At 70.4% G+C, this 22322-nt stretch carries 26 protein-coding genes; 17 read left to right on the top strand and 9 right to left on the bottom strand.

Going from position 1 to position 22322, the window contains the following annotated elements; translation table 11 throughout:
- Nucleotides 1–89: 89 nt before the first annotated feature.
- The 5 genes from greA to pseH all read left to right on the top strand — a co-directional run bounded on the left by greA (nt 90) and on the right by pseH (nt 3458).
- Nucleotides 90–563 (top strand): transcription elongation factor GreA, encoded by a 474-nt coding sequence (greA, locus tag QO010_RS19435; protein WP_307351943.1) that lies wholly within the window; start codon nt 90–92, stop codon nt 561–563.
- A gap of 78 nt (nt 564–641) precedes the next feature.
- Nucleotides 642–1649 carry a mitochondrial fission ELM1 family protein gene (locus QO010_RS19430; protein WP_307351941.1) on the top strand — a complete coding sequence of 336 codons (1008 nt, stop codon included), beginning with the start codon at nt 642–644 and terminating at the stop codon, nt 1647–1649.
- Between the two features lie 14 nt (nt 1650–1663).
- Entirely contained in the window at nt 1664–2182 is a 519-nt protein-coding gene (locus tag QO010_RS19425; protein WP_307351939.1) for a hypothetical protein, read from the top strand.
- Nucleotides 2179–2898, top strand: coding sequence for a cytidylyltransferase domain-containing protein (locus tag QO010_RS19420; protein ID WP_307351936.1), 720 nt, complete (start codon nt 2179–2181; stop codon nt 2896–2898). The genes QO010_RS19425 and QO010_RS19420 overlap by 4 nt, the downstream gene beginning before the upstream one ends.
- Before the next feature lie 2 nt (nt 2899–2900).
- Nucleotides 2901–3458, top strand: coding sequence for a UDP-4-amino-4,6-dideoxy-N-acetyl-beta-L-altrosamine N-acetyltransferase (gene pseH / locus QO010_RS19415; RefSeq protein WP_307351934.1), 558 nt, complete (start codon nt 2901–2903; stop codon nt 3456–3458).
- A gap of 163 nt (nt 3459–3621) precedes the next feature.
- On the opposite strand, the gene pseG is transcribed toward pseH, so the two are convergent.
- Nucleotides 3622–4608 (bottom strand): UDP-2,4-diacetamido-2,4,6-trideoxy-beta-L-altropyranose hydrolase, encoded by a 987-nt coding sequence (gene pseG, locus QO010_RS19410; RefSeq protein ID WP_307351932.1) that lies wholly within the window; start codon nt 4606–4608, stop codon nt 3622–3624.
- A gap of 32 nt (nt 4609–4640) precedes the next feature.
- On the opposite strand from pseG, the gene trxB reads away from it, so the two are divergent.
- A complete protein-coding gene (trxB, locus tag QO010_RS19405) occupies nt 4641–5651 on the top strand; it encodes a thioredoxin-disulfide reductase (RefSeq protein WP_307352072.1) in 1011 nt (336 codons plus the stop codon).
- On the top strand, nt 5648–6130 hold the full coding sequence (locus tag QO010_RS19400; protein ID WP_307351931.1) for a GNAT family N-acetyltransferase: 483 nt from the start codon (nt 5648–5650) through the stop codon (nt 6128–6130). Before trxB ends, QO010_RS19400 begins: the two co-directional genes overlap by 4 nt.
- Nucleotides 6131–6132: 2 nt before the next feature.
- Here QO010_RS19400 and QO010_RS19395 read toward each other — a convergent pair whose 3' ends face one another.
- Entirely contained in the window at nt 6133–7437 is a 1305-nt protein-coding gene (locus tag QO010_RS19395) for a cell wall hydrolase (protein WP_307351929.1), read from the bottom strand.
- 140 nt (nt 7438–7577) lie between these two features.
- Between QO010_RS19395 and QO010_RS19390 the strand changes: the two genes are divergently transcribed.
- Nucleotides 7578–9980 (top strand): hybrid sensor histidine kinase/response regulator, encoded by a 2403-nt coding sequence (locus QO010_RS19390; protein ID WP_307351926.1) that lies wholly within the window; start codon nt 7578–7580, stop codon nt 9978–9980.
- Between the two features lie 204 nt (nt 9981–10184).
- Here the strand turns inward: QO010_RS19390 and QO010_RS19385 are convergent, their stop codons facing one another.
- The 3 genes from QO010_RS19385 to QO010_RS19375 form a co-directional block, all read right to left on the bottom strand.
- Nucleotides 10185–10670, bottom strand: a complete 486-nt coding sequence (locus QO010_RS19385) for a CinA family protein (RefSeq protein WP_307352070.1) — start codon at nt 10668–10670, stop codon at nt 10185–10187.
- A gap of 87 nt (nt 10671–10757) precedes the next feature.
- Nucleotides 10758–11213 carry a nuclear transport factor 2 family protein gene (locus tag QO010_RS19380; protein WP_307351924.1) on the bottom strand — a complete coding sequence of 152 codons (456 nt, stop codon included), beginning with the start codon at nt 11211–11213 and terminating at the stop codon, nt 10758–10760.
- Between the two features lie 102 nt (nt 11214–11315).
- A complete protein-coding gene (locus tag QO010_RS19375; protein WP_307351923.1) occupies nt 11316–13025 on the bottom strand; it encodes a serine hydrolase domain-containing protein in 1710 nt (569 codons plus the stop codon).
- A gap of 96 nt (nt 13026–13121) precedes the next feature.
- Here QO010_RS19375 and QO010_RS19370 point away from each other — a divergent pair, with 96 nt between their 5' ends.
- Nucleotides 13122–13418, top strand: coding sequence for a DUF1330 domain-containing protein (locus QO010_RS19370; protein ID WP_307351921.1), 297 nt, complete (start codon nt 13122–13124; stop codon nt 13416–13418).
- Nucleotides 13419–13604: 186 nt separating this feature from the next.
- Here QO010_RS19370 and QO010_RS19365 read toward each other — a convergent pair whose 3' ends face one another.
- Together QO010_RS19365 and QO010_RS19360 are read right to left on the bottom strand one after the other, a co-directional pair.
- Entirely contained in the window at nt 13605–13862 is a 258-nt protein-coding gene (locus tag QO010_RS19365; protein WP_307351919.1) for a DUF3297 family protein, read from the bottom strand.
- Nucleotides 13863–13928: 66 nt separating this feature from the next.
- Entirely contained in the window at nt 13929–14141 is a 213-nt protein-coding gene (locus QO010_RS19360) for a hypothetical protein (RefSeq protein WP_307351917.1), read from the bottom strand.
- Nucleotides 14142–14361: 220 nt separating this feature from the next.
- Here QO010_RS19360 and nadA point away from each other — a divergent pair, with 220 nt between their 5' ends.
- Genes nadA through QO010_RS19340 form a run of 4 tightly spaced genes read left to right on the top strand, consistent with a single transcriptional unit; the run spans nt 14362 to nt 17684 of the window.
- Nucleotides 14362–15444 (top strand): quinolinate synthase NadA, encoded by a 1083-nt coding sequence (gene nadA / locus QO010_RS19355; RefSeq protein WP_307351915.1) that lies wholly within the window; start codon nt 14362–14364, stop codon nt 15442–15444.
- Nucleotides 15444–15953 carry an O-acetyl-ADP-ribose deacetylase gene (locus tag QO010_RS19350; RefSeq protein ID WP_307351913.1) on the top strand — a complete coding sequence of 170 codons (510 nt, stop codon included), beginning with the start codon at nt 15444–15446 and terminating at the stop codon, nt 15951–15953. Before nadA ends, QO010_RS19350 begins: the two co-directional genes overlap by 1 nt.
- Nucleotides 15954–15969: 16 nt before the next feature.
- Complete coding sequence (locus tag QO010_RS19345; RefSeq protein WP_307351912.1) at nt 15970–16170, top strand: hypothetical protein; 201 nt, start codon at nt 15970–15972, stop codon at nt 16168–16170.
- Nucleotides 16167–17684 (top strand): L-aspartate oxidase, encoded by a 1518-nt coding sequence (locus tag QO010_RS19340; RefSeq protein ID WP_307351910.1) that lies wholly within the window; start codon nt 16167–16169, stop codon nt 17682–17684. Before QO010_RS19345 ends, QO010_RS19340 begins: the two co-directional genes overlap by 4 nt.
- Here the strand turns inward: QO010_RS19340 and QO010_RS19335 are convergent.
- Nucleotides 17672–18265, bottom strand: a complete 594-nt coding sequence (locus QO010_RS19335; RefSeq protein ID WP_307351908.1) for a hypothetical protein — start codon at nt 18263–18265, stop codon at nt 17672–17674. The two genes, QO010_RS19340 and QO010_RS19335, sit on opposite strands and share 13 nt — an antisense overlap.
- Nucleotides 18266–18326: 61 nt before the next feature.
- On the opposite strand from QO010_RS19335, the gene QO010_RS19330 reads away from it, so the two are divergent.
- A complete protein-coding gene (locus tag QO010_RS19330; RefSeq protein ID WP_307351906.1) occupies nt 18327–18920 on the top strand; it encodes a TetR/AcrR family transcriptional regulator in 594 nt (197 codons plus the stop codon).
- A complete protein-coding gene (nadC, locus tag QO010_RS19325) occupies nt 18917–19759 on the top strand; it encodes a carboxylating nicotinate-nucleotide diphosphorylase (RefSeq protein ID WP_307351904.1) in 843 nt (280 codons plus the stop codon). The genes QO010_RS19330 and nadC overlap by 4 nt, the downstream gene beginning before the upstream one ends.
- Here the strand turns inward: nadC and QO010_RS19320 are convergent.
- The gene (locus QO010_RS19320) at nt 19756–20883 is read right to left on the bottom strand and encodes an acyltransferase family protein (RefSeq protein ID WP_307351903.1); all 1128 of its coding nucleotides are present in this window, start codon (nt 20881–20883) and stop codon (nt 19756–19758) included. The genes nadC and QO010_RS19320 overlap by 4 nt on opposite strands.
- A gap of 105 nt (nt 20884–20988) precedes the next feature.
- On the opposite strand from QO010_RS19320, the gene ygiD reads away from it, so the two are divergent.
- Together ygiD and QO010_RS19310 are read left to right on the top strand one after the other, a co-directional pair.
- Nucleotides 20989–21762: a 4,5-DOPA-extradiol-dioxygenase gene (gene ygiD / locus QO010_RS19315; protein WP_307351901.1), complete on the top strand. Its 774-nt coding sequence runs from the start codon at nt 20989–20991 to the stop codon at nt 21760–21762.
- Between the two features lie 20 nt (nt 21763–21782).
- The gene (locus QO010_RS19310; RefSeq protein WP_307351900.1) at nt 21783–22280 is read left to right on the top strand and encodes a hypothetical protein; all 498 of its coding nucleotides are present in this window, start codon (nt 21783–21785) and stop codon (nt 22278–22280) included.
- Nucleotides 22281–22322: the final 42 nt, after the last annotated feature.

The following is a 22322-nucleotide window of genomic DNA, read 5'->3' as shown; positions in this document are numbered from 1 at the left end:
AACATGCCGACTAGTTTCGACGCCCCCGGTCGTGTGCGCCCACGACTGGAACCTTGCCTCCCCGGGCGTAAAGTCGAGCAAATCCGTTCATGGAAAAAGTGCCGATGACCGCCGAGGGCTATCATGCCCTCGACGAAGAATTGAAGCGTTTGAAGACCGTTGAGCGGCCGAGCGTGATCGCCGCCATCGCGGAGGCGCGCGCTCATGGCGACCTCAGCGAAAACGCCGAGTATCACGCCGCCAAGGACCGCCAGGGCTGGATCGAAGGCCGTATCGCCGAGATCGAGGACAAGATCGCCCGCGCCCAGGTGATCGACGTCTCGCGCCTGTCGGGCGCCCAGGTGAAATTCGGAGCCACGGTCAGCGTGGTCGACGAGGACACCGAGGAATCGTCGCGCTACCAGATCGTCGGCGACCACGAGGCCGACGTGAAGGCGGGCCGCATCTCGCTGTCCTCGCCGCTTTCCCGCGCCATGATCGGCAAGGAAGTCGGCGACGTGGTCGAGGTCAACACCCCAGGCGGGGTCAAGGCCTACGAGATTCTCAAGGTCGAGTGGCTCTAAGCTACCCCTCTTTTTTGTTTCTGGGCGTCATCTTCAGGCCGACTTCGCCGGCCAAGCCTGCTCCATCAGGGAGTCCTCGTGGCCAAGGCGTCCGCCGCTGAACCGCTGCTGATCTGGGCCGTCTCCGACGGCCGGGCGGGCATCGAGGCCCAGGCCGTCGGTCTGGGCGAGGCGGTCGTGCGGGCCGCCGGCGGGCCGAAGAAGGCCATCCTGATCGTCAAGCGGGTGGGCTGGAAGGGCCGCACGGGGCGGCTGCCCTGGTGGCTGAACCTGCTGCCGCGCCGCTGGGTGACCGCCGAGAGCGACTTCGCCCCGCCCTGGCCCGACGTCCTGATCGCGGCCGGCCGCGCCACCCTGCCCCTGTCGATCCGCGCCCGCCGCTGGTCGGGCGGCAAGACCTTCGTCGCGCAAATCCAGGATCCGCGCGTTCCCTCGGCCCTGTTCGACCTGGTCATCCCGCCCAACCACGACCGGCTGAAGGGCGACAATGTCCTGCCGATCATGGGCTCGCCCCACCGGGTCACCGCCGAGCGGCTGGCGGCCGAATACGCCAGGTTCGCCGAGCGGATCGATCCTCTGCCCCATCCGCGCGTCGCCGTGCTGATCGGCGGCAAGTCCAAGGCCTTCGACCTGCCCCCGGAACGGGCGGCGGCCATCGCCAACGCCATCCACGGACCGCTGGAAGAGGACGGCGGCTCGCTGCTGATGACCTTCTCGCGCCGCACGCCCGAGCCGGCCCGCGACCTGCTGACCGCCCGCCTGCGCCAGCTGCCCGGCATCATCTGGGACGGCGAGGGCGCCAATCCCTATTTCGCCTTCCTGGCCGGGGCCGACTACATCCTGGTCACCGAGGACTCGGCCAACATGGCCACCGAGGCGGCCTCGACCGGCAAGCCGGTCTATATCCTGCCCCTGGACGGCCAGAGCCTGAAGTTCCGCCTGTTCCATGAAGAGCTGCAGCAGCTGGGCGCCACCCGCCCCTTCGACGGCGCCTTCCACCACTGGACCTATGAGCCGGTCAACGAGACCGACCGCGCCGCGGCCGAAATCCTGAAGCGTCGGGAGTTGAGCAAGGCGGCCGAATAGCGTTGTCTGTCGCCATGCGCAGATCTCTACCGGCCCTCGCCGCCCTCGCCTTCGTTCTTCCGTCCCTGGCCCATGCCGACTGGGGCTGGACCAACTGGACCATGAGCGCCGCCCAGGTGATCGAGACGTCGGGCGGTAAGGTCCAGGCCGTCAGCGGCGGACAGGGCGACCGGGTCCACGGCTTCGATCTGAAGGCCCGGGGCCGGACCAGGCAGGACGGCATGAATTTCGACGCCGAATTCTATTTCGACCCGGACGGCAAGATCCTGCATGTCGTGCGGCTCACTCCGGCCGAGCGCGACTGCCGGAAGCTGCTGAAACGGCTCAAAAAGCGCTATGGCGCGCCCCGCGACGAGAGCCAGAACTTTCCGATGAGCGGTGGCCGCACCCTCGCCATGACCGCGCTCAAATGGTCCGATCCCGAGCACGGCAATTTCGTCGCCTATACCGGCATGTCGGCCTTCGGCGACATGCCGGCCACCTGCTTCGTCCGCTATCGGCCGCTCGCCGAGTCCGACCCCCCGCCTTCATGATCCTCGCCATCCTCCAGGCCCGGATGAGCTCGACCCGCCTGCCGGGCAAGGTGCTGATGCCGCTGGCCGGGGCGCCGCTGATCGTGCGCCAGATCGAGCGGGTCAGCCGGGCCGGGCGGATCGACCGCCTGGTGGTCGCCACCAGCGACCAGCCCACCGACGACCCGCTAGAGGCCGCCGTCCGGCGCGAGGGGATTGCGGTGTTCCGCGGTTCGCTCGACGACGTGCAGAGCCGCTTCATCGGCGCCCTGGACGCCTTCGGACCGGCCGATCATGTGGTGCGGCTGACCGCCGACTGTCCGCTAGCCGACTGGACGGTGATCGACGCCACCATCGACGCCTTTCTGGCCGCCGACGCCGACTATGGCAGCAACACTCCGGCCCACCGCACCTATCCCAAGGGCCTGGACGTCGAGGTCATGCGGGCCGAGGTGCTGCGCCAGGCCGCCGTGGAGGCCCGCACGCCGGAGGAACGCGAGCATGTCACCTGGGCGCTGCATCGGCGTCCGGACCGCTGGCGCCAGGCCTTCCACTCCCAGACCGCCGAGGAGGGCGAGGTGCGCTGGACCGTCGACCGGCCCGACGACTACGCCTTCGTCGCCGCCGTCTACGACGCCCTCTATGCCGGCAACCGCGCCTTTACTTCGCAGGATGTACGGGACTTCGTGCATAGCCGGCCGGACCTCATCGACTACGGCGGCGACAGGAGGGTCTGAGCATGCCGGACGTCGCCCTTCGCGACCTGATCCCCGCCGACAAGGACCGCCTGTTCGCCTGGCGCAATTCCGAGGCGGTCCGGCCCTACATGTACACCGACCACCTGATCGGCCGGGAGGAACACGAGCGCTGGTTCGCCGGCATCCCGGGCGATGGCCGCCGCCGTTACTGGGTGATCGAGCTGGACGGCCAGCCGGTGGGCCTGGCCAACCTCTATGACATCGACCGGGCCAACCACCGCTGCGCCTGGGCCTACTATCTGGCCGAACCCTCGACGCGGGGACTTGGCCTGGGCTCGTTCGTCGAGTTCTGGGTGATCGAGCAGGTGTTCGGACCGCTGGGCCTTTCCAAGCTGTGGTGCGAGGTGCTGGCCAGCAACGAGGCGGTCTGGAAGCTGCATGAGCGGCATGGCTTCAGGCAGGAGGCCTGTTTCCGCCAGCACATCTGGCGCGGGGATGAGCCGCAGGACGTGCTGGGCCTGGGCCTGCTGGCCGCCGACTGGGCGGACTATCGGGCCGCGATGGCTGAGCGGCTGGTCGAGAAGGGCTTCAAGCTTTAAGCCCTTCCCCCGCTGGCGGGGGAAGTGGCCTGAGGCGCGCAGCGACGAAGGTCGTTGGGGGTCCTTGCGGCGCTGGCGGGTGGCGCGACCGTGGGAAAGGGCCCCCAACGACCCTCCGGCTATCGCCGTCGGGCCACTTCCCCCGCCAGCGGGGGAAGGGCTTTCAGCCAGCCTGGCTAACCAGGGCCAATAGCGCCACTGCCGCCCGTCCAGCTCCCAACCCATCGCACAAGGCGGCCGACCTCCGCGACAAACCCTGCCGCAGGGCTTCGTCCCCGACCAGCCTCCCCCAAATCTCAACCAGCCGCGCCTCCAGCCCCGGCCAGCGGGCGTCCAGCGCCAGGGTGACCCCCGCCCCGTCCAGCCGCATGGCCAGGTCCCGCTGGTTGTCGGCCACGATCAGGGTGACGGCGGGCAGGCCCAGGCAGGCGCGCTCCCAGAGGCTGGCGCCGCCCGCCCCGATGGCGATGTCGGCCCGGCTCATCAGGCCGGCCATGTCCTGGCTGTCGACATGCAGGCCGATCGCCCCCTGGTCCGCCAGGGCCTGCAGCGCCGGCAGGCTGTAGGCGCCCGACCCGACCACCACGTCCAGCGCCACGCCCCCCAGGCCCGGCAGCAGGGCCTGCACGGTCCGGCCCGTGATCCCGCCGACATCGGTCAGCCCCAGCGCCACCAGGGCCCGCGCCACCGGCCCGCCCCGCCGCGCCAGGGCGGCTTGGCGAACCTCGGCGAACTCGCGCCGCACCAGGGCGTAGTCCGGGCCGGCCAGCACGGTCGGCGCCTCATAGTCGCTGGCATGGCGGCCGAACGAGGGGTCGAGCACCAGGTCGGCATGATGGGGCCGGGCCAGGTCGTCGATCACCGCCAGGGCGCCGGCCTTCTCCCGCCAGCCGTCCTCGACCTCGCGGCCCATGCGGTAGCTGTCCAGCACCACCAGGTCGGCGGCCTCGTCCTCGCTCAGCGCCATGTCCGGCGCGAAGGCGGCCAGGATGCGCGCCACCCCCGTCCCGTTCAGGAAGACGCAATCGGCGCCCTGGCCTTGCAGCGCCCGGGCCAGCGTCAGGCAGCGCATGACATGGCCGCCGCCCAACTCCGGCGAGGCCTCGCAGACGAAGAGGATGCGGGGAAGTTTCTGGGGTTTGTCGTTCATCGGCTCGCGATTGGCGGAATCATCGCTAAATACTGTCCATCATGTCCGAACCTCGCACCACCCGCTGTCTGATCATCGGCGCCGGCCCCGCCGGCTACACGGCCGCCATCTATGCCGCCCGCGCCCTGCTCAATCCCGTGCTGATCGCCGGCATCCAGCCCGGCGGCCAGCTGACCATCACCACCGATGTCGAGAACTATCCCGGCTTCGCGGACGTCATCCAGGGTCCCTGGCTGATGGAGCAGATGCAGGCCCAGGCGACCCATGTCGGGACCGAGGTCATCAACGACATCGTGCTGGAGGCCGACCTCTCGCAACGCCCCTTCCGCCTTAAATGCGACAGCGGCCAGGAGTGGCTGGCCGAGACCCTGGTCATCGCCACCGGCGCCCAGGCCAAGTGGCTGGGCATCGAGAGCGAGCAGCGCTTCCAGGGCTTCGGGGTCTCGGCCTGCGCCACCTGCGACGGCTTCTTCTACCGCGGCAAGCAGGTGGTGGTGGTCGGCGGCGGCAACACCGCCGTCGAGGAGGCGCTGTTCCTGACCAACTTTGCCAGCAAGGTCACGGTCGTGCACCGGCGAGACGAGTTCCGGGCCGAGCGCATCCTGCAGGAGCGGCTGTTCGCCCATCCCAAGATCGAGGTGATCTGGGACCACGCCATCGACGAGGTGCTGGGCGCGACCGATCCCATGGGCGTCACCGGCGTGCGGCTCAAATCGGTGAAGACCGGAGAGACCCAGACCCTGGACGCCGACGGCGTCTTCATCGCCATCGGCCACGCCCCTGCGTCCGAGCTGTTCAAGGGCCAGCTGGAGATGGACGGCTCGGGCTATCTGAAGATCAAGGCGGGTACAACCGCCACCGCCATCGAGGGCGTCTACGCCGCCGGCGACGTCACCGACGACGTCTACCGCCAGGCGGTCACCGCCGCCGGCATGGGCTGCATGGCCGCCCTGGAGGCGGTGCGCTTCCTGGCCGAGCAGGACCACGCCGCCGCCCACCACCCGATCAGCCACGCCGAAGCCCAGAAGATCGCCGTCTGGTGATCCGCCCGGCCGTCCCCAGCGACTGGCCGGCCATCCACGCGGTCGAAACCGCCGCCTTCGGACGGCCCGACGAGGCCGACCTGGTCGAGGCGCTGCGGGCCGACGGCGACGCCCTGGTCGAACTGGTCGCCGAGGAAGGCGGCGCGGTCGTCGGCCATATCCTGTTCAGCCCGCTCGCCACCGACACCGGCGCGGCCTTCGCGGCCCTGGCCCCAGTCGCCATCCGCCCTGATCGCCAGAAGGATGGCCTGGGTGGGGGGCTGATCCTGGCCGGCCTGCAGGCCTGCCGCGACCTGGACATCGAGGCGGTGATCCTGCTGGGCCACCCCAGCTACTACCCGCGCTTCGGCTTCTCCGCCGAGGCGGCCCTGAAGGTCGCCGCGCCGTTCAAGGGCCGCTCGTTCATGGGCCTGGCCCTGACGGAGGGCGCGCTCGAAAAGCCGGTGGCCATCACCTACGCCAAGGCGTTCGGGCTGTAGAGCTACTTCGGCTTGCTCAGCGGCAGATCCCCCGCGTTGTCGGACGGCGGGACTGGCGGCAATGACAACGGCCGGGGCGGGGCGTCGCGGGGGGCGGTGCCGATCGGGGCGTCGGGGTCGTCGAAGGTCCTGGTGCGGGCCTCGATCTCGGCGTTGATCTGCTTGATCTGTTCGGGGGTCGGCTTGGGCCGCGAAGGGTTGAGCGCGCCCTGCACAGGGATCTGGATTTCGCCGTTGGCCGGCGAGGCGTTGACCGTGTAGGTGCGCTCCTCCCCATCGACCGTCAGCGTCACCGTGCGGGGCTCGGCCAGGCCGTGGACCGCGCCTTCGGTGTTGAGCAGCTGGGCGCCGGCGATGCGCGGGTCGTAGCCGGTCAACACCTCGGTCGACAGATTGGCCTCGCCGCCGGCATAGCGGCCGGTGAAGGCGGCGGGCATGCCGGCCGGACCGGTCCAGCGATAGAAGATGTGCCGGCCGATCTGGACGATCTTGTAGAGGGTCGGGGCCCAGTAGGGGGCGACATAGTCGGCGTGATAATGGGTCGCCGTCCCCACCGCCTTCATGACAAAGCCGCTCAGCGCCCGTTTGGCCACCGCCTGGGCGTTGGCCCACAGCCGGGGGTCGGGCACACGGGCCAGGGAGCCGTCGCAGGTGAAGCTGAACTGGCAGCCGGTCGGCCGCAGCGAGCCCTCGAACACCACCCCGCAGATCGATTTGGGATAGCCCGGATGGCGCAGCCGGTTGAGGATGACCTGGGCCACCGCCTGCTGGCCCTCGCCCGGCTCGACGGCGGCTTCGTAATAGATGGCCTTGGTCAGGCAGTCCTCGGCCAGGGCGCGGTCCTCGGCGCTGCCCTTGAAGACGAAGGGCCGGGCCGGTGGCGGCGGTTCGGCGTCGCCGGTCCGCAGGGCGTTCAGCCGCATGGCTTCCTCGGCGGTCAGCACCCCCACGCCCAGGGTCGGCAGGCGCGAGAGATCGTAGCTGCCCCAGCCGATCGGCCGGCCCCAGTAGTCGGTCTTGCGGCGGCCATCGTGGCGGGCGGCCAGCTTGCGCATGGCCGGGTCCATGCCCGCCGTCAGACGCTTGAACGAGGCTTCGGAAAAGCCCCGCGCCACCGAGGCCACGCCGTGGGCCTGTCCCGCCCCGGCCGCCAACCGGTAGTCGGTCAGACAGCCGCCCAGCATGCCGCTCAGCGCCAGGGCTGCCAGCCAAATACCCGGGCGTCTGGACTGGCGTTCGGTCGTCTTCAAGAGGGAGGCGTCCCAGTTGCGGCCGATCGAGAGGCCAAGCCGGGCGTTTGTGGTCAAAGGCGGCTTGTCCGGTCAAGCCAGAACCGCGTTTTGCCGCCCGGCTCGGCGTTGTTGCGCCCGTAACCCCGCCTCTGACATGATCGCGGTATTGGCTTTGATCTGTCGGGGTTCGGGCCGAACAAGGAAAACCATCGCGCATGACAGCGCCCGACGACCTCTCGCCCGACAGCGGCCTGGACGCCTTCGTCTGGCGTCTGATCCCCGTTCGCCCGCCGCCCTTCTGGCAGGCCCTGGCCGTCACCGCCGCCGCCCTGGCCGCTGCCGCCGGTCTGCGGATTCTGGCCACAGGCTGGCCGCCGCAGTTTGGCTCGTTCTCCATCTTCCTGCCTGCCTATGTGCTGGCCACCCTCTACGCCGGGCCGCGCTGGGGCTGGGCGGCCTGGTTGATCGGTCTGATGATCGGCATCTTCGCGCCCTGGTACGGCGCCCTGGCGCCAGCCCATCTGGGCGGCGGCTTGCTGTATGCGGTAGCCAGCGCCGCCACCCTGGTGGTCACCACCGCCCTGCGCGCCGCCCTCATCCGCCTGCGCACCGCCACCGTCGAGCAGCGTCACGCCGAGGCCCGCCTCAAGCTGGCCGAGGAGGCCGGGGGGCTGGGTCTGTGGGACTGGGACCTGGCCAACGGGACCGCCTACTGGTCCGGCTCGGTGTTCCACAATCTGGGCTTCACCGACTCCGGCGATCCGCCCAGCTACGCCGCCCTGCTCGAGCGAGTGCACCCCGACGACCGCGAACGGCTGCAGGAGGTCAATCGCCAGGCCGCCGCCGACGGCCGCTATTACGATATCGACTATCGGGTCCTGACCGAGACCGGCGAGATCCGCTGGATCCACGCCCGCAGCGAAGTGCTGCGCGATGCTGCTGGCCGGGCGATCCGCATCGTCGGCTACGCCCTCAACATCACCGACCGCCGTCTGGCCGAGGAGGCCCTGCGCGAGAGCGAGGCCCGTTTCCGCGCCCTGGCCGACAGCGCCCCGGCCCTGCTCTGGGTTTCGCGCCTCGACGGCCGGCGCGACTTCGCCAACGCCGCCTATGTCGATTTCGTCGGCGAGAGCTATGAGGCCGCGGTCAATCTCGACTGGCGCACCCGGCTGCATCCCGAGGACATCGACCGCGTCCTGCGCGAGCAGGTGGCCGGGGAGGCCTCGCGAGCGCCCTTCGTGCTGGAGGCCCGCTATCGCCGGGCCGACGGCGAATGGCGCTGGCTGCGGTCCTTCTCCCAGCCCCGGCACGGACCGACCGGCGAGTTCATCGGCTTCGCCGGGATCGGCTTCGACGTCACCTCGGCCAAGCAGGTCGAGGCCGACCTGCAGCGGCTGAACGAGCTGCTCTCCGAGCGGGTCGACGCCGCATTGGCGGAGCGCGACATCGCCCAGGCGGCCCTCCTGCAGTCGCAGAAGCTGGAGGCGGTCGGCCAGCTGACCGGCGGGGTGGCCCACGATTTCAACAATCTCCTGACCGTCATCGTCGGGGCCCTGGACATCATCCAGCGCTATCCCACCGACCCGGTCCGCATCGCCAAGCTCAGCGACGCGGCCCTGTCCGCCGCCAAGCGCGGCGAGCGGCTGACCCAGCAGCTGCTGGCCTTCTCGCGCCGCCAGCCGCTGAAGCCCGAGACCCTGCTGATCGACGCCCTGATCGCCGAGAGCGAGCCCCTCTATCGCCGGGCGGTCGGCGAGGCGGTGGAGCTGAAGCTGGACCTGGGCGCCTCGGGCTTTCCGGTCCGCCTGGACGCCGGCCAGTTCGAGGCGGCCCTGCTCAACCTGCTGGTCAACGCCCGGGACGCCATGGACGGCTCGGGCGTCATCACGGTCGAGACCCGCCTGCTGACCCTGGACGAACCGCAGTCCGGCCTGCCCGCCGGCGGCTATCTGCGGGTCTCGGTCACCGACACCGGTCCGGGCATGAACGCCGAGACCGCCGCCCGCGCCTTCGAACCGTTCTTCACCACCAAGGCGGTGGGCAAGGGCACGGGGCTAGGCCTTAGCCAGGTCTACGGCTTCGCCCGCCAAAGCGGTGGCGAGGTCGAGATCGAGTCCGTTCCTGGCCAAGGGGCGACCATCCGCATGACCCTGCCGCTCGGCCGGGGCGAGCCGGCCGCGCCAGAGGCCTCCCGGTCGGCCACGACCGTGCGCCCGATGCGGGTGTTGCTGGTCGAGGACGATGCCGACGTCGCCGACCTGGTCGAGAACCTGCTTCAGGAACTGGGTCATCGGGTCGTCCGGGCCGACACCGTCGCTCAGGCGCTGATCCAACTTCGCCGCAAGCCGTTGCCCGACCTGTTGCTCACCGACGTCATCATGCCCGGCGGCCGCACCGGCGTGGACCTGGCCATCGAGGCGGTGAAGAAGCGGCCGAACCTGCCCATCGTGCTGAGCTCCGGCTACACCGGCGAGGCCCTGACCGCCGCCGAGGCCGCCCCCTGGCCGCTGCTGCGCAAACCCTACAGCCTGGAAGGCCTGGCCCAGGCCCTGGCCGCCGCCGTCGAGGCCGCCGGCCGGGTCGGCACATCCATAGATGGCGCGCATACCAAGGCCTGAATTTGGAATTTGATCGCGACGGCGGGTCCGGAGAGGCTGAGGCAGCCCTTTCCGTCCCGCCGGCGGGAAGCATGACGTTCCGCGTTCGTGGGCCGCGTCTGCGGGGCGGTCGCGCGGCTTAAGCCGCGTGGCCGCCCTGTGGCTATCTTCCCCCGCTTGCGGGGGAAGTGACCTGAGGCGCGCAGCGCCGAAGGTCGATGGGGGCTACTCGTCCAGTATCTTCGAGAACAGTCTGAGCGAGGCCGCCGCGAAGGCCTGCATGTTGGCCAGCCTGTCGCTCACGCCGGTCTCCAGGGTAATCGAGACCTCGATGGGGCCGGCCACGGCCAGGCAGGTATGTCCGGCGGCGTCGCCGTAGGGGTTGCCGGTCGGGCCCGAGGCGCCGGTCTCCGACAGACCCCAGGTCACCCCCAGATTCTCCCGCGCCGTCCGGGCCAGCAACAGGGCGTAGGGCTCGCTGGCCGAGCGCATGCCGGCCACCGCCTCGCGCGGCAGGTCCATCAGCCGCATCCGGGCCCGGGCGGTGTAGACCACCGTCCCGCCCATGTAATAGGCCGACGCCCCGGGAACCGAGAGCAGGGCCGCCGAGATCAGCCCGCCGGACGAGGACTCGGCCACGGCCACGGTCTCGCCCCGCGCCTTGAGCTTTTCGCCCACCTCGGCCGCCAGGGCCGCCAGGTCTTCGGTCATCATGCCAACCCGTCCTCCAGCCGTTCGAACCGGCCGTCCGACCCTAGCGCGCCTGGACGAGGGTTTCACCTATGCCCAGTCTCGCGGCTAGGGCTCCGGCGGGCGATAGGCTTCGACCAGGCGCGAGACCACCTGCCAGCGGCCATCGCGGCGAACCCAGGTGTCGATCAGGGTGACCTTGTCGGTGAAGGCTTCGCCCTCGTAGGCTCCGCTCCAGGTGAAGATCGCATGCACCTGGGCGGTGTCGCCCCAGACCGTGACGCGGCTCTGGTCGAAACGAACCGTATCGACCTTCAGATGCTCGATCGCATTGCCGAGCCAGACCGCGCGCGGCAGCGGATCACGCTCTGGTTCGCCGATTCCGCCCAGGCTGAATTCCGGGGCCAGATACCGCTCGAGGGCCGATCGGTCGCGGCGCTGCATGGCGGCCATCCAGCCGTCTTCGGCCTGCAGCAACGCCTTCTCCGGCGGGGGCTGGATGGGGGCCGGCGCCGAAGCGCCGAGCGCTGCGACGACGACGAGCAATAGAATGGAATGCCGCATGGATACCTCCGCCGGATGCCCGGGCAATACGAGCCAGCGCGGCGGTCGGACCAGTTCAGCCCAAGAAATCGGCGGCGCGCCCGGGCGACCGCTCACCGGTCATTATTGCACACCGTCCTCGAGACGCTCGAACCAGCTGCCCGACAGCGACAGCCGGCTGGGCCGCCCGCTCAGCGGCGCCTCGAACCGCACTCGCTCGCAGGCCAGTTCCGGGTCCTCGAACCGCCAGGTTCCGTCGGGGGCCGGCTTCAGGATCGCCCCGCCCATGACCAGTTCCTCGCCCTGGGCGAAGACCCGGACGATGCCTTCCCAGGGGCTGTTGCTGAAATAGGTTCCGGCCAGCGCCCGCAGCCGGGGATCGGCCGGCGGCCCGGCGGCGCCGCCGCGGCCATAGAAGGTTCCGCCGCACCAGCAGCCGATGACCTTCTCGCCCTCGCGGACGAACCGCAGGCCCAGTGGGGCGAAACTGCCGTCGTCGGTGGAAAAGACGTCCGGTCCGGCGAGCTCCATCCGGGCATGGCCTTGCGGCCCGTCCAGCGCCAGACCCTGGCCCGCGGGCTTCACCTCGAACCGCGAACCCTGGCCGTAGACGCCCAGATAGTCGGCCGCGTTCTCGACCGGCGCCTCGCGGCTGATCGTCGGCAGGTCGGGCAGCGGCCGGCCCTCGACCACCGCTCGCAGGACCTGGCAGGCATAGTTGGTGGTCGCCCGGGGGCGATAGGGAATCAGCCCGGCGTTGACGCTGGCGAAGGCCCCTACCCCGCTGACCGGGTCGACGGTCAGGGCCGAGTTGAACGAGACCATGCCGCCGGTGTGGAAGAGGCAGTCGTGATCGTCCAGCACCGTCACCGCCAGGCCGTGGGCGTAGCGGGCGCCCTTGCCGAATTCCTCGGCCGGGGTCTGGGGTTTGACGAACCGCGCCATGGCGGCGTCCGACATCAGCGGCCCGCCCTGGCCGCGCCCGGCCGCCATCAGGAAGCGGGCGTAGCGGGCCATCATGGCGGCGGTGGCCGAGATCGAGCCGGCGGCGAAGTCGGACTCCACCCAGGGCGCGCGATCCAGCGGCCCGCCGACCAGGGGCGCCCGGTCGCTGAGAGCCGGCCAGTAGCTGAGCGGGAAAAGGTGGCGGTCGGCGCTGCGGATCACGCTGAGCATCCCGGTCAGGCCCAGCGGCCGCATGACCAGGTCCTGTAGCGCCTGCGGCGTCGACAGACCGGTCAGCTGGGTCAGGACCTTGCCCAGCAACGCATAGGCGGTGTTGCTGTAGGAAAAGCCGGAACCCGGCGCAAAGCCCGTCCACAGCGTCTGGTCCGGGGCGGGCGGGAAGATCGGGGCGTTGCCGGGCAGGCCGCTGGTGTGGCTGAGCAGCCGCGCCACGGTGACCCCCGGATCGTCCGGCCAGGCCGCGCCGGGCAGCACCCTGGCGGCCGGCGCCGACAGATCAAGTTTGCCCTGGTCGGCCAGGCGGAACAGGGCCAGGCCCGCGAAGGACTTGGAGATCGAGCCGATCTGGAAATAGTGGCCCGGCTGCACCGCCTTCCGGGCTCCGCGGTCTGCCCAGCCCAGCGAGATGATCGCCTCGAAGCCGCGTTCGTCGGTGATCGCCAGGGTCATGCCCGGCAGGCCCCAGACCGTCATCTCCTGCTCGGCGCAGGCCCGGATGCGCTCGATGGCCCCGGCATAGTCGCCCTGGCCAGGGCTGGGGATGGTCACCGCCCAGGGCCGCGTCCCGGCGGCCGTGGCCGCCATGGCCGGCGCCGCCGCCGCGCCCGCCGCCAGACCCAGCCAGGCCCGCCTGTTGATCAAACCCATCCCGCGACTCCCTCAGCAGGCCAGACGCTAGGCGAAAGCCATCGGTCTGTCGCCCCGTCGAGAATCGCGGCCCACTGGCCGGCCAAGGAGTCAGCCATGTCCGCCAAGCCAGCCTATGTCGTGATGATCCGCGAGCGGATGACCGACCCCGACGAATTCGAGCAGTACCGCCAACTGGCCCCCAAGGCGCGCGGTCCGCACAACATCGTCCCCCTGGCCTTCTACGGCGCCCAGCAGGTGCTCGAAGGCCCGCCCGCCGAGGGCACGGTGGTGCTGAAGTTCGATTCCGTCGATGCGGCCCGCGCCTGGTACGACAGCCCGGCCTATCAGGAGGCCCTGGTCCACCGGCTGAAGGGCGCCGACTACCGGGTGATCATCGTCGAAGGCGTCTGACTTTTCCTCCCCGCGAAGCGGGGGAGGGGGACCGCGCCGAAGGCGTGGTGGAGGGGGCGACCGCGCTCACGGCGGTGGAAGGCTGGTACGGAGCGGACTCAGAAGGATCAGGCGCACGGCCCTCGCCCCCTCCGTCCGCCTTCGGCGGCCACCTCCCCCGCTGCGCGGGGAGGAAAGATCTAGGTCTTAAGCCTCGGCCTCGCGCCAATAGGGCTCGACCGTCCCCTGCAGCTTGACGGTCATCGGGTTGCCCTTGCGGTCGACGGCCTTGCCGACGCTGAGCCGCACCCAGCCCTCGCTGACGCAATATTCCTCGACATTGGTCTTGTCGGCGCCGTTGAAGCGCACGCCGACGCCGCGTTCCAGCAGGTCGGCGTCGTAATAGGGGCTGCCGGGGCTGGCGCAGAGGCGGTCAGGCAGGTCGGCGGGAAGTTGGTCGGTCATGGCCGGGTGATAGCCAGAGAGGCCGCCCAGCACAACCGCCGCAGCAAAAAGCGGCCTGCAGGTTCACTATGAAACGAACCCCTCCAGCCAACCGGTGCGGCCCAGCTTGGTCGGATGGATCTGGAAACCCTCTGGATAGTCACGGAACCCTGGCTGGCCGACCAGGCTTGCGATGGCCCGCTTCGCATCAGCCTCGGTAGCGTAGATGCCGATGTGAAGTTCGGTATCCTCGCGATCGGGATATTCGCGCTCAAACCACAGGTCATAGACCGTTTCCATTGTTCCGCGCTCCGGAGAGGTATTCCCATTCGACGGGTATAGGCCCGGCGCCGCAAAGAAAACGTCACACGCCCCTTGCCCTGCCCCAATCTGGGGTCTACATAGCACTCAGCCCTTATGCTCATATTTAGCATAAGAGCCGCCGGAGCGGTCCGCCGCCCGGCCTTTTTGAGGCCCCAGAAATGCTCAAGGTGAGCATAAGGAGCCTGAGGAGGACGAGATGGCCGATGGTTCCACCGCCGCCTTCACCCCCGAGGTCGAAGCCGCCACGGCCGCGATATGGGCCAGGCTGAGCGACAAGGTCACGCCGCTGGAATGGCGGCTGCACGCCCCGCTGATCGCCGAGATCAATGCGCTCAAGGCCGAGAAACAGGCCGTCATCCTGGCCCACAACTACATGACCCCGGAAATCTTCCACGGCGTGGGCGACTTCGTCGGCGACAGCCTGGGCCTGGCCAGAGAGGCGGCCCGCACCGACGCCAGGATCATCGTCCAGGCCGGCGTCCACTTCATGGCCGAGACCTCCAAGGTGCTCTGTCCCGACAAGACCGTGCTGATCCCCGACCTGCGGGCCGGCTGCTCACTGGCCTCCTCCATCACGGGCGCGGACGTGCGGCTGATCAAGCAGCGCTATCCGGGCCTGCCGGTGGTCACCTATGTCAACACCACCGCCGAGGTGAAGGCCGAGACCGACATCTGCTGCACCAGCGCCAACGCCGTGCAGGTGGTCGAATGGGCCGCCCGCCAGTGGGGCGTCGACCGGGTCATCCTGATCCCCGACGAGTTCCTGGCCCGCAATGTCGCCGCCCAGACCGATGTGAAGATCATCGCCTGGCAGGGCCGCTGCGAGGTGCATGAGCGCTTCACCGCCGGCGACATCGCCGAGATGCGCGACGCCTGGCCGGACGCCGAGATCCTGGCACACCCCGAGTGTCCCGAGGAGGTGCTGCGCGCCGCCGACTTCGCCGGCTCCACGGCCGCGATGAGCGACTATGTGGCCACCCGCAAGCCCCGCCGGGTGGTGCTGATCACCGAGTGCTCGATGGCCTCCAACGTCGCCATCGACCATCCGGGCACCCAGTTCGTCGGGCCCTGCAACCTCTGCCCGCACATGAAGCGGATCACCCTGGAAAACATCCGCGACGCCCTGCTGACCGGCCGTCACGAGGTCATCGTCGAGCCGGCCCTGGCCGCCCGCGCCCGTCTGGCCGTGCAGCGGATGATCGACCTGCCGCCGCCCGCCGAGCCGGCCCGCTATGACCTGGTCAAGGCGCGCCATCATGTCGATGTGGAGCTGATCTGATGGACCGCGTGGAGATCGTCGTCGGCGACATCACCCGCCTCGACGTCGACGCCATCGTCAACGCCGCCAACACCAGCCTGCTGGGCGGCGGCGGCGTCGACGGGGCCATCCATCGCGCGGCGGGACCAGAGCTGCTGGCCGCCTGTCGCCCGCTGGGCGGCTGCGCCACGGGCGAGGCTAAGATCACGCCCGGGTTCAACCTGCCGGCCCGCTACGTCATCCATACCGTCGGCCCGATCTGGCAGGGCGGCGGCGAGGGCGAGGCCGAGCTGCTGGCCAGCTGCTATCGCCGCTCGCTCGAGGTCGCTGTGGAGAATGGCGTCGAGACCATCGCCTTCCCGGCCATCTCGACCGGCGTCTACCGCTATCCCGTCGACCAGGCCGCCCAGGTCGCCATCCGCACGGTGGCCGGGTTCCTGAAGTCCGCCCCCGGCCTGAAGGCCGTCACCCTCTGCTGTTTCGACGAGCCCACCGCCCAACGCCATCGCGAGGCTCTCGCCCACGTCTGAAAGAAGGATCCTGCCCATGATCCACATCACCAAGCTGGCGGGCCGCTACATGGTCCGCGCCACCCCGCCGGAAGTGGGCAAGGCCAAGGCCTGCCTGATGCCGATGGACGCCCGCGAAGTGGTCGAGTGGCTTATCCGCCATGGCTGCCACCTGCAGGAGGCCTTCGACGCCATGTTCGTCGCCGACCCGGAGGCCGCCGCGGCGGAACTGCGATGAGAGAGCAGATCCATCACGACGGGGTGCTGATCGTCGGGGCCGGGCTGGCCGGCCTGACCGCCGCCCTGGCCGCCGCCCCGCGCCCTGTGCTGGTGCTGAGCCCCGCGCCGCTGGGCCAAGCCTGCGCCTCGGCCTGGGCCCAGGGCGGCATGGCCGCCGCGCTGAGCGAAGATGACAGCCCCGCCCTGCACGCCGCCGACACCATCACCGCCGGCGCCGGCCTGGTCGATCCGGCCGCCGCCAGGCTGCTCACCGGGGAGGGGCCGGACGCCGTCCGCGCCCTGGCCGCCCTGGGCGCGCCCTTCAACCGCGACCCCGACGGCGGCTTTTCCCAGGGCCTGGAGGCCGCCCACGGCCGTCCCCGGATCGCCCGGGTCGGCGGCGACCAGGCCGGCGCCAAGATCATGCAGGCGGTCATCGCCGCCGTCCGCGCCGCCCCGCACATCCAGGTCCGCGAGGATGCGCGCCTGCGCGGCCTGATCCAGGACAGCCAGGGCGCGGTGCGCGGCGTGCTGGCCGAGAGCGCCGGGCGCCTCACCGAAATCCTCGCCCCCGCCACCCTGCTGGCCACCGGCGGCATTGGCGGCCTCTATGCGGTGACCACCACCCCGGCCGCCGCCCAGGGCGTGGGCCTGGGCCTGGCCGCCCTGGCCGGGGCCCGGATCGTCGATCCGGAGTTCGTGCAGTTCCACCCCACCGCCATCGACATCGGCGCCGACCCCGCCCCCCTGGCCACCGAGGCCCTGCGCGGCGAGGGCGCCAAACTGGTCAACACCGACGGCACGGCCTTCATGGCCCACTATGCCGAGGCCGCCGAGTTGGGCCCCCGCGACATGGTCGCCCGGGCTATCCATGCCGAGCGCGCCGCCGGCCGCGGCGCCTTCCTCGACGCCCGCGAGGCCGTCGGCGAGGAATTCCCGCATGAGTTCCCGGCCGTGTTCGCCGCCTGCATGGCGGCCGGCATCGATCCGCGCGTCATGCCAATCCCGGTCGTGCCGGCCTGCCACTACCACATGGGCGGCGTCGCCACGGACCTGACCGGCCGCACCAGCCTGGCGGGGCTCTGGGCGGCGGGCGAATGCGCCTCGACCGGCGTGCACGGCGCCAACCGCCTGGCCTCCAACAGCCTGCTGGAGGCGGCGGTGTTCGGCGCCCGGGCCGGCCGCGACATGCGCGAAGTTCAGACGCCCCGCACCGCGCCGCTGCCGGTCGCGCCTGCCCCGGACCTGCCGGACGCGGCGCTGCAGATCCTGCGCCAGGCCATGAGCCGCGACGCCGGCGTGCTGCGTGACGCCGAGGGCCTGAAGCGGCTGCTGAACCTGGTCGCCGATCTCAAGGCCGCCCATGGCGAGGGGCCCATCCTCACCGTCGCCGGCCTGGTCGCCGAGGCGGCCCTGGCCCGGCGCGAGAGCCGGGGCGGGCATTTCCGCGCCGACTATCCCCAGACCCTCGACTGGCCGCGCCACACCGTCGTCACGCTGCCGGCCGTCCCGCCGCGCGTTCAGGCGGCCTGAAGCCGTTGGCGTCTGCCCAGCCACGCGGCCAGGCGCAGCGCCAGGGCCAGGGCGATCAGGCCCAGCGCCGGGATGGCCAGCCAGGGCTTCCCGTCCAGCCGTCCCACATAGCTGTTGGTGAAGATGCCCAGCACCACCCAACCGCCGACACTGTGCAGGACTCGCCAGAGCTTGGGGCCCAGCAGCCGCACCGAGGCGTTGTTCGAGGTCGCCGCCATCAGGGCGATCAGCAGATAGCCGAACCCGCCGCCCAGAATCTGAATTCGCGCCGTCTCGACATTGAACACGAAGGCCGAGATCAGGATAAAGACCAGATGGACGCCGTGGTTGGCGGCAAAGGCCAGACCCACGCCCCGTCGCCGCCGCAGCAGGCCTGCCCGCCAGCCGCCCGGCCACACTGCCGCCAGCGAGGAGGCCATCCAGGCTGCCATGAACCAGGGAAACGACCAGCGCGCGGTCAGGCGGGTCGCCATCAAGGCGCCCTCACGGGTCCAGCCACCGGCCAGCGCCATGCCCGTAAGCGCGATGAGCACGGCCGCCATCGCCGCGAGTCCGACCAGGCGGGCATTGGTGATCTTCACGGCGGCGCTCCCCGTTTCAGCTTGTCATACCTTGGGTATGATCCAACATACTGAAGGTATGATGTCAACCCAACCCGCCCTCACCAACCGCGATCGCCTGATCGCCCAGGCCCGCAGGCTGTTTTCCGAACACGGCTTCGCGGCCGTGTCGGTCGATGAGGTGGCCGCCGCCGCCGGCCTGACCAAGGGGGCGGTCTATTATCAGTTCAAGGACAAGACCGACCTCTTTCGCGCCGCCTGCGAGGCGGTGCTGGCCGACGTGCGCTGGCAGGTGGACGCGGCGACCATGTCCGGCGGGACCCATGCCCTGGATGAGATCGTCACGGGCGGCGACAAGTGGCTCGACATCTATGAGACCCCAGAGGTCCGCCAGATGCTGTTGATCGACGGACCGGCCGTGCTGGGGGTCGAGGCCTGGATGGCCCTGCAGGAGCCGGTCGGCATCGCTCTGATCGCCCATGCGCTGGGCCATCTGGTCGACGCCGGGCTCCTGCCCCAGGCGCAGGTGGCGGCCCTGGCCCACATGCTGTTTGGCAGCTTCGTGCAGGCCACGCTGAGGATCGCCGTCGCCGCCGATCCCCAGGCCGCCAGCCGCGAGGTCCGCGCCGCCATGCGCACCCTGACCAGCGGCCTCCTGGCCGGGAGACCTGCATGACCGCCCTGCCCGACCTGATGATCGAGCCCCAGGTCCGCGCGGCCCTCGCCGAGGACCTCGGCCGGGCCGGCGACATCACCTCGCTGGCCTGCATCCCGGCCGGAACCCGGATGACCACGGTCATCGCCGCCCGCCGCGAGGGCCGGATCGCCGGCCTCGACTGCGCGCGGCTGGCCTTCCAGGCGGTCGGCGGCTGCAGCTACGAGGCCCTGGCCTTCGACGGCCAGGACGTGCCCACTGGGGCCCTGCTGGCCCGCATCGAGGGCGACGCCCGGGCGATTCTCACCGCCGAGCGCACGGCCCTCAACTTCGTCCAGCGGCTCAGCGGCATCGCCACCCTGACCCGCGCCTATGTCCGCGCCGTCGCCCATACCGGGGCGGCGATCACCGACACCCGCAAGACCACGCCCGGCCTGCGCGCCCTGGAGAAGATGGCCGTGCGGTTCGGCGGCGCGCGCAACCATCGCTTCGGCCTGGATGACGCGGTGCTGATCAAGGACAACCATGTCGCCGCCTGCGGGGGCGTCGGGCCGGCGGTGCGCGCCGCCCGCGCCGCCGTCGGTCATCTGGTCAAGGTCGAGGTCGAGATCGACCGGCTGGAACAGCTGGAAGAGGCCCTGGCCGAGGGACCCGATGTGGTCATGCTGGACAATTTCAGCCTGGCCGACCTGCGCATCGCCGTCGCCGCCGCCCGGGGTCGGGCGGTGCTGGAGGCCTCGGGTGGGGTCGACCTGAGCACCGTGGTCGATATCGCCGAGACCGGGGTCGATGTGATCAGCGTCGGCGCCCTCACCCACTCGGCGCCGATCCTGGATGTCGGGCTGGACGCGGTCGCCTAGGCGGAGACCGTCCGTATACGGCGGGTCGCCAGCAAGGGCGCGATCAAGGCCTGCAGCGGACTGTCGACATAGCGGTGGAACAGCCCCGCCACGACCATGGCGAAGGGGAAGGCCAGCGCCCACAGCGTCCAGCCGATGGCCGGCGAGGCCGGGAGGGATCGCTCCACCACCGTTGCCAGCCCGAACCAGACCAGCCCCGACAGGGTGTGGGTGATGAAGAGGGCGAAGCTGAGCTTGGCGGCGGCCTCGATAGTCGCCGAGGGCTTGCGGACCGGCAGCCGGCCCCAGGCCAGCACCAGGGCGGCGATGGCGACGATGCTGGCCATGTCCAGCCGGCCGATCAGCTGCAGCACGACCAGGATCGCGGCCGACGCCCAGGCGGTGTCCTTGGCGATGCGCAGCGAGGGAGCGCCCTGCTGCACCGTGCGGGCGATGCAGACGCCCAGCAGGAACAGCGGCATGGCCCGCAACATGCCCAGATGCAGCGGCAGGTCGCTGATCGCGTGGCCCAGGACCATCTGGCAGATCAGGTCGCCGCTGAGCACCGAGATCAGGGCGAGCGCCGTCGGCAGGACGGTGTCCCTGACGCGACTGACCCAGCGCCAGGCGAGCGGGAAGATCGCATAGCAGACGAGCAGGGCCGACAGCGACCAGCTGGGCGTGTTCCACCCTGCGCCGCCCGGAACGCCCAGGGACTGGACCAGAAACAGCTGCATCCAGAAGGCCCGTAGAGTGAAATGCTCGGGATGGGCCGGCGCGAACCCGGCCAGGGCCGAGAGCCCGACCACCACCGCCAGGGCCAGCAGCATGATGGCCTGGCCCGGCCACAGCCGGGTCACCCGCTTGACCACGAAGCGGACGGTCCCGACCCGCCCGGACAGCACCTGGGCGCCATAGGCCTGGCCCAGCACGTAGCCCGACAGGATCAGGAAGAAGTCGGTAGCCAGGAAGCCGCGGCTGAACACCGGATGCAGCTGGTCCAGCGGGACCGGGGCCTGGGTCCCATAGTGGTAGAGGACGATCAGCAGCGAGGCCAGGAAGCGCAGGGCGTCAAGACCGCCGCCCCGTCCGGGGTTGGGACGGTCCATCGGGCGGGTCGTGCCAAATTGATGCGGCTGGGCCATGGTTTCGCTCGCGCCCGGTGGAAATCGGGCCTTTCGGGCGCTGGGTTGCAATCGGGGGGCCGCCGCCTATCTGTATCCGTCAGTGTTGCGATAAGGATTTATGCCATGTCCGAGCGCCTTCCGGTCCTGTTCCTGGGCCACGGCTCGCCGATGAACGCCATCGAGGACAATTCCTGGCGCCGGGCCTGGGCGCAGGCCGGCGAGCGGCTGACGCGGCCCCGGGCCATCCTCTGCGTCTCGGCCCACTGGGAGACGCAAGGGGCGGCGGTCACCGCCTCGCCCGCGCCGCCGACCATCCATGACTTCGGCGGCTTTCCGCAGGCCCTGTTCGAGGTGCAGTACCCGGTGCCGGGCGATCCCGCCCTGGCCCGGCGTGTGGCGCAGCTGCTGTCGCCCGATCCGGTCCGCCAGGACCCCGGCCGGGGCCTGGACCACGGCGCCTGGAGCGTGCTGGCCCCGATGTATCCGGCCGCCAACATCCCGATCGTCCAGCTCAGCCTGGACCGCGCCGCCTCCAATCAGTGGCACTACGAGGCCGGCCGCCGCCTGGCCCCGCTGCGCGACGAAGGGGTGCTGATCGTCGGCAGCGGCGACATCGTCCACAACCTGCGGGCCGTCGATTTCCGCCGGGGCGAGACGCCGGACTGGGCGGTGCGCTTCAACGACACCGCCAAGCGGCTGATCGAGGCGGGCGACCACCAGCCGCTGATCGACTATGCGCAGCTGGGCCCGGAGGCCGAGGCCTCGATCAACAGCGCCGAGCACTATCTGCCCCTGCTCTATGTGCTGGGCGCGGCCGAGCCGGGCGAGCGGCCGGACTTCTTCAACGACGACGTCTTCGCCGCCATCTCGATGACCTCGGTGGCCTTCGGCGCCTGACCGCGATACCACTGACGGCGATGACGAAAGGGGCGGACCAGGACAGACAGGCGCTGACCGAGCGCATCTGCACCTTCATCCGCGAGGTTGGCTTTGAGGTGCGGGCCGAGGCCCTAACCGGCCCCACCGGCCTGCCCGGCATGACCATCCGCCATGGCGTCATTCTCTATGATCCGGCTACGGACTATGCGCCGGGAGATCTTCTGCACGAAGCCGGACACCTGGCCGTCTGCCGGCCGGAACTGCGCGATACGCCCGAGATGGAAGCCAGCGGGGCGGACGAGTTGTCCGCCACCGCCTGGTCATTCGCCGCCGCCCGTCACCTGGGCCTGCCGACCGAGGTCGTCTTCCATCCGACCTCGTTCAAGGGCGAGGGGCCGAACATGGCCGAATGCTTCGACGCCGGCCTGTACTACGGCACACCATTGCTGCAGCTCTACGGCATGACCCTGGAGGCGAAGCGGGCGACAGCGGACGGCCCGCCGCCCTTCCCCCACATGCTGCGCTGGGTCCGCTGAGGCGGAACCGCGTCCAGCGGGCGGCCGTTTTCCTCCTCAGTA

The sequence above is a fragment of the Caulobacter ginsengisoli genome, assembly GCF_030814835.1.
In the GTDB taxonomy this organism is placed as follows: Bacteria; Pseudomonadota; Alphaproteobacteria; order Caulobacterales; family Caulobacteraceae; genus Caulobacter; species Caulobacter ginsengisoli.
The sequence above is the reverse complement of the archived record's forward strand: the minus strand, read 5'-3'. Positions and strand labels throughout refer to the sequence as shown.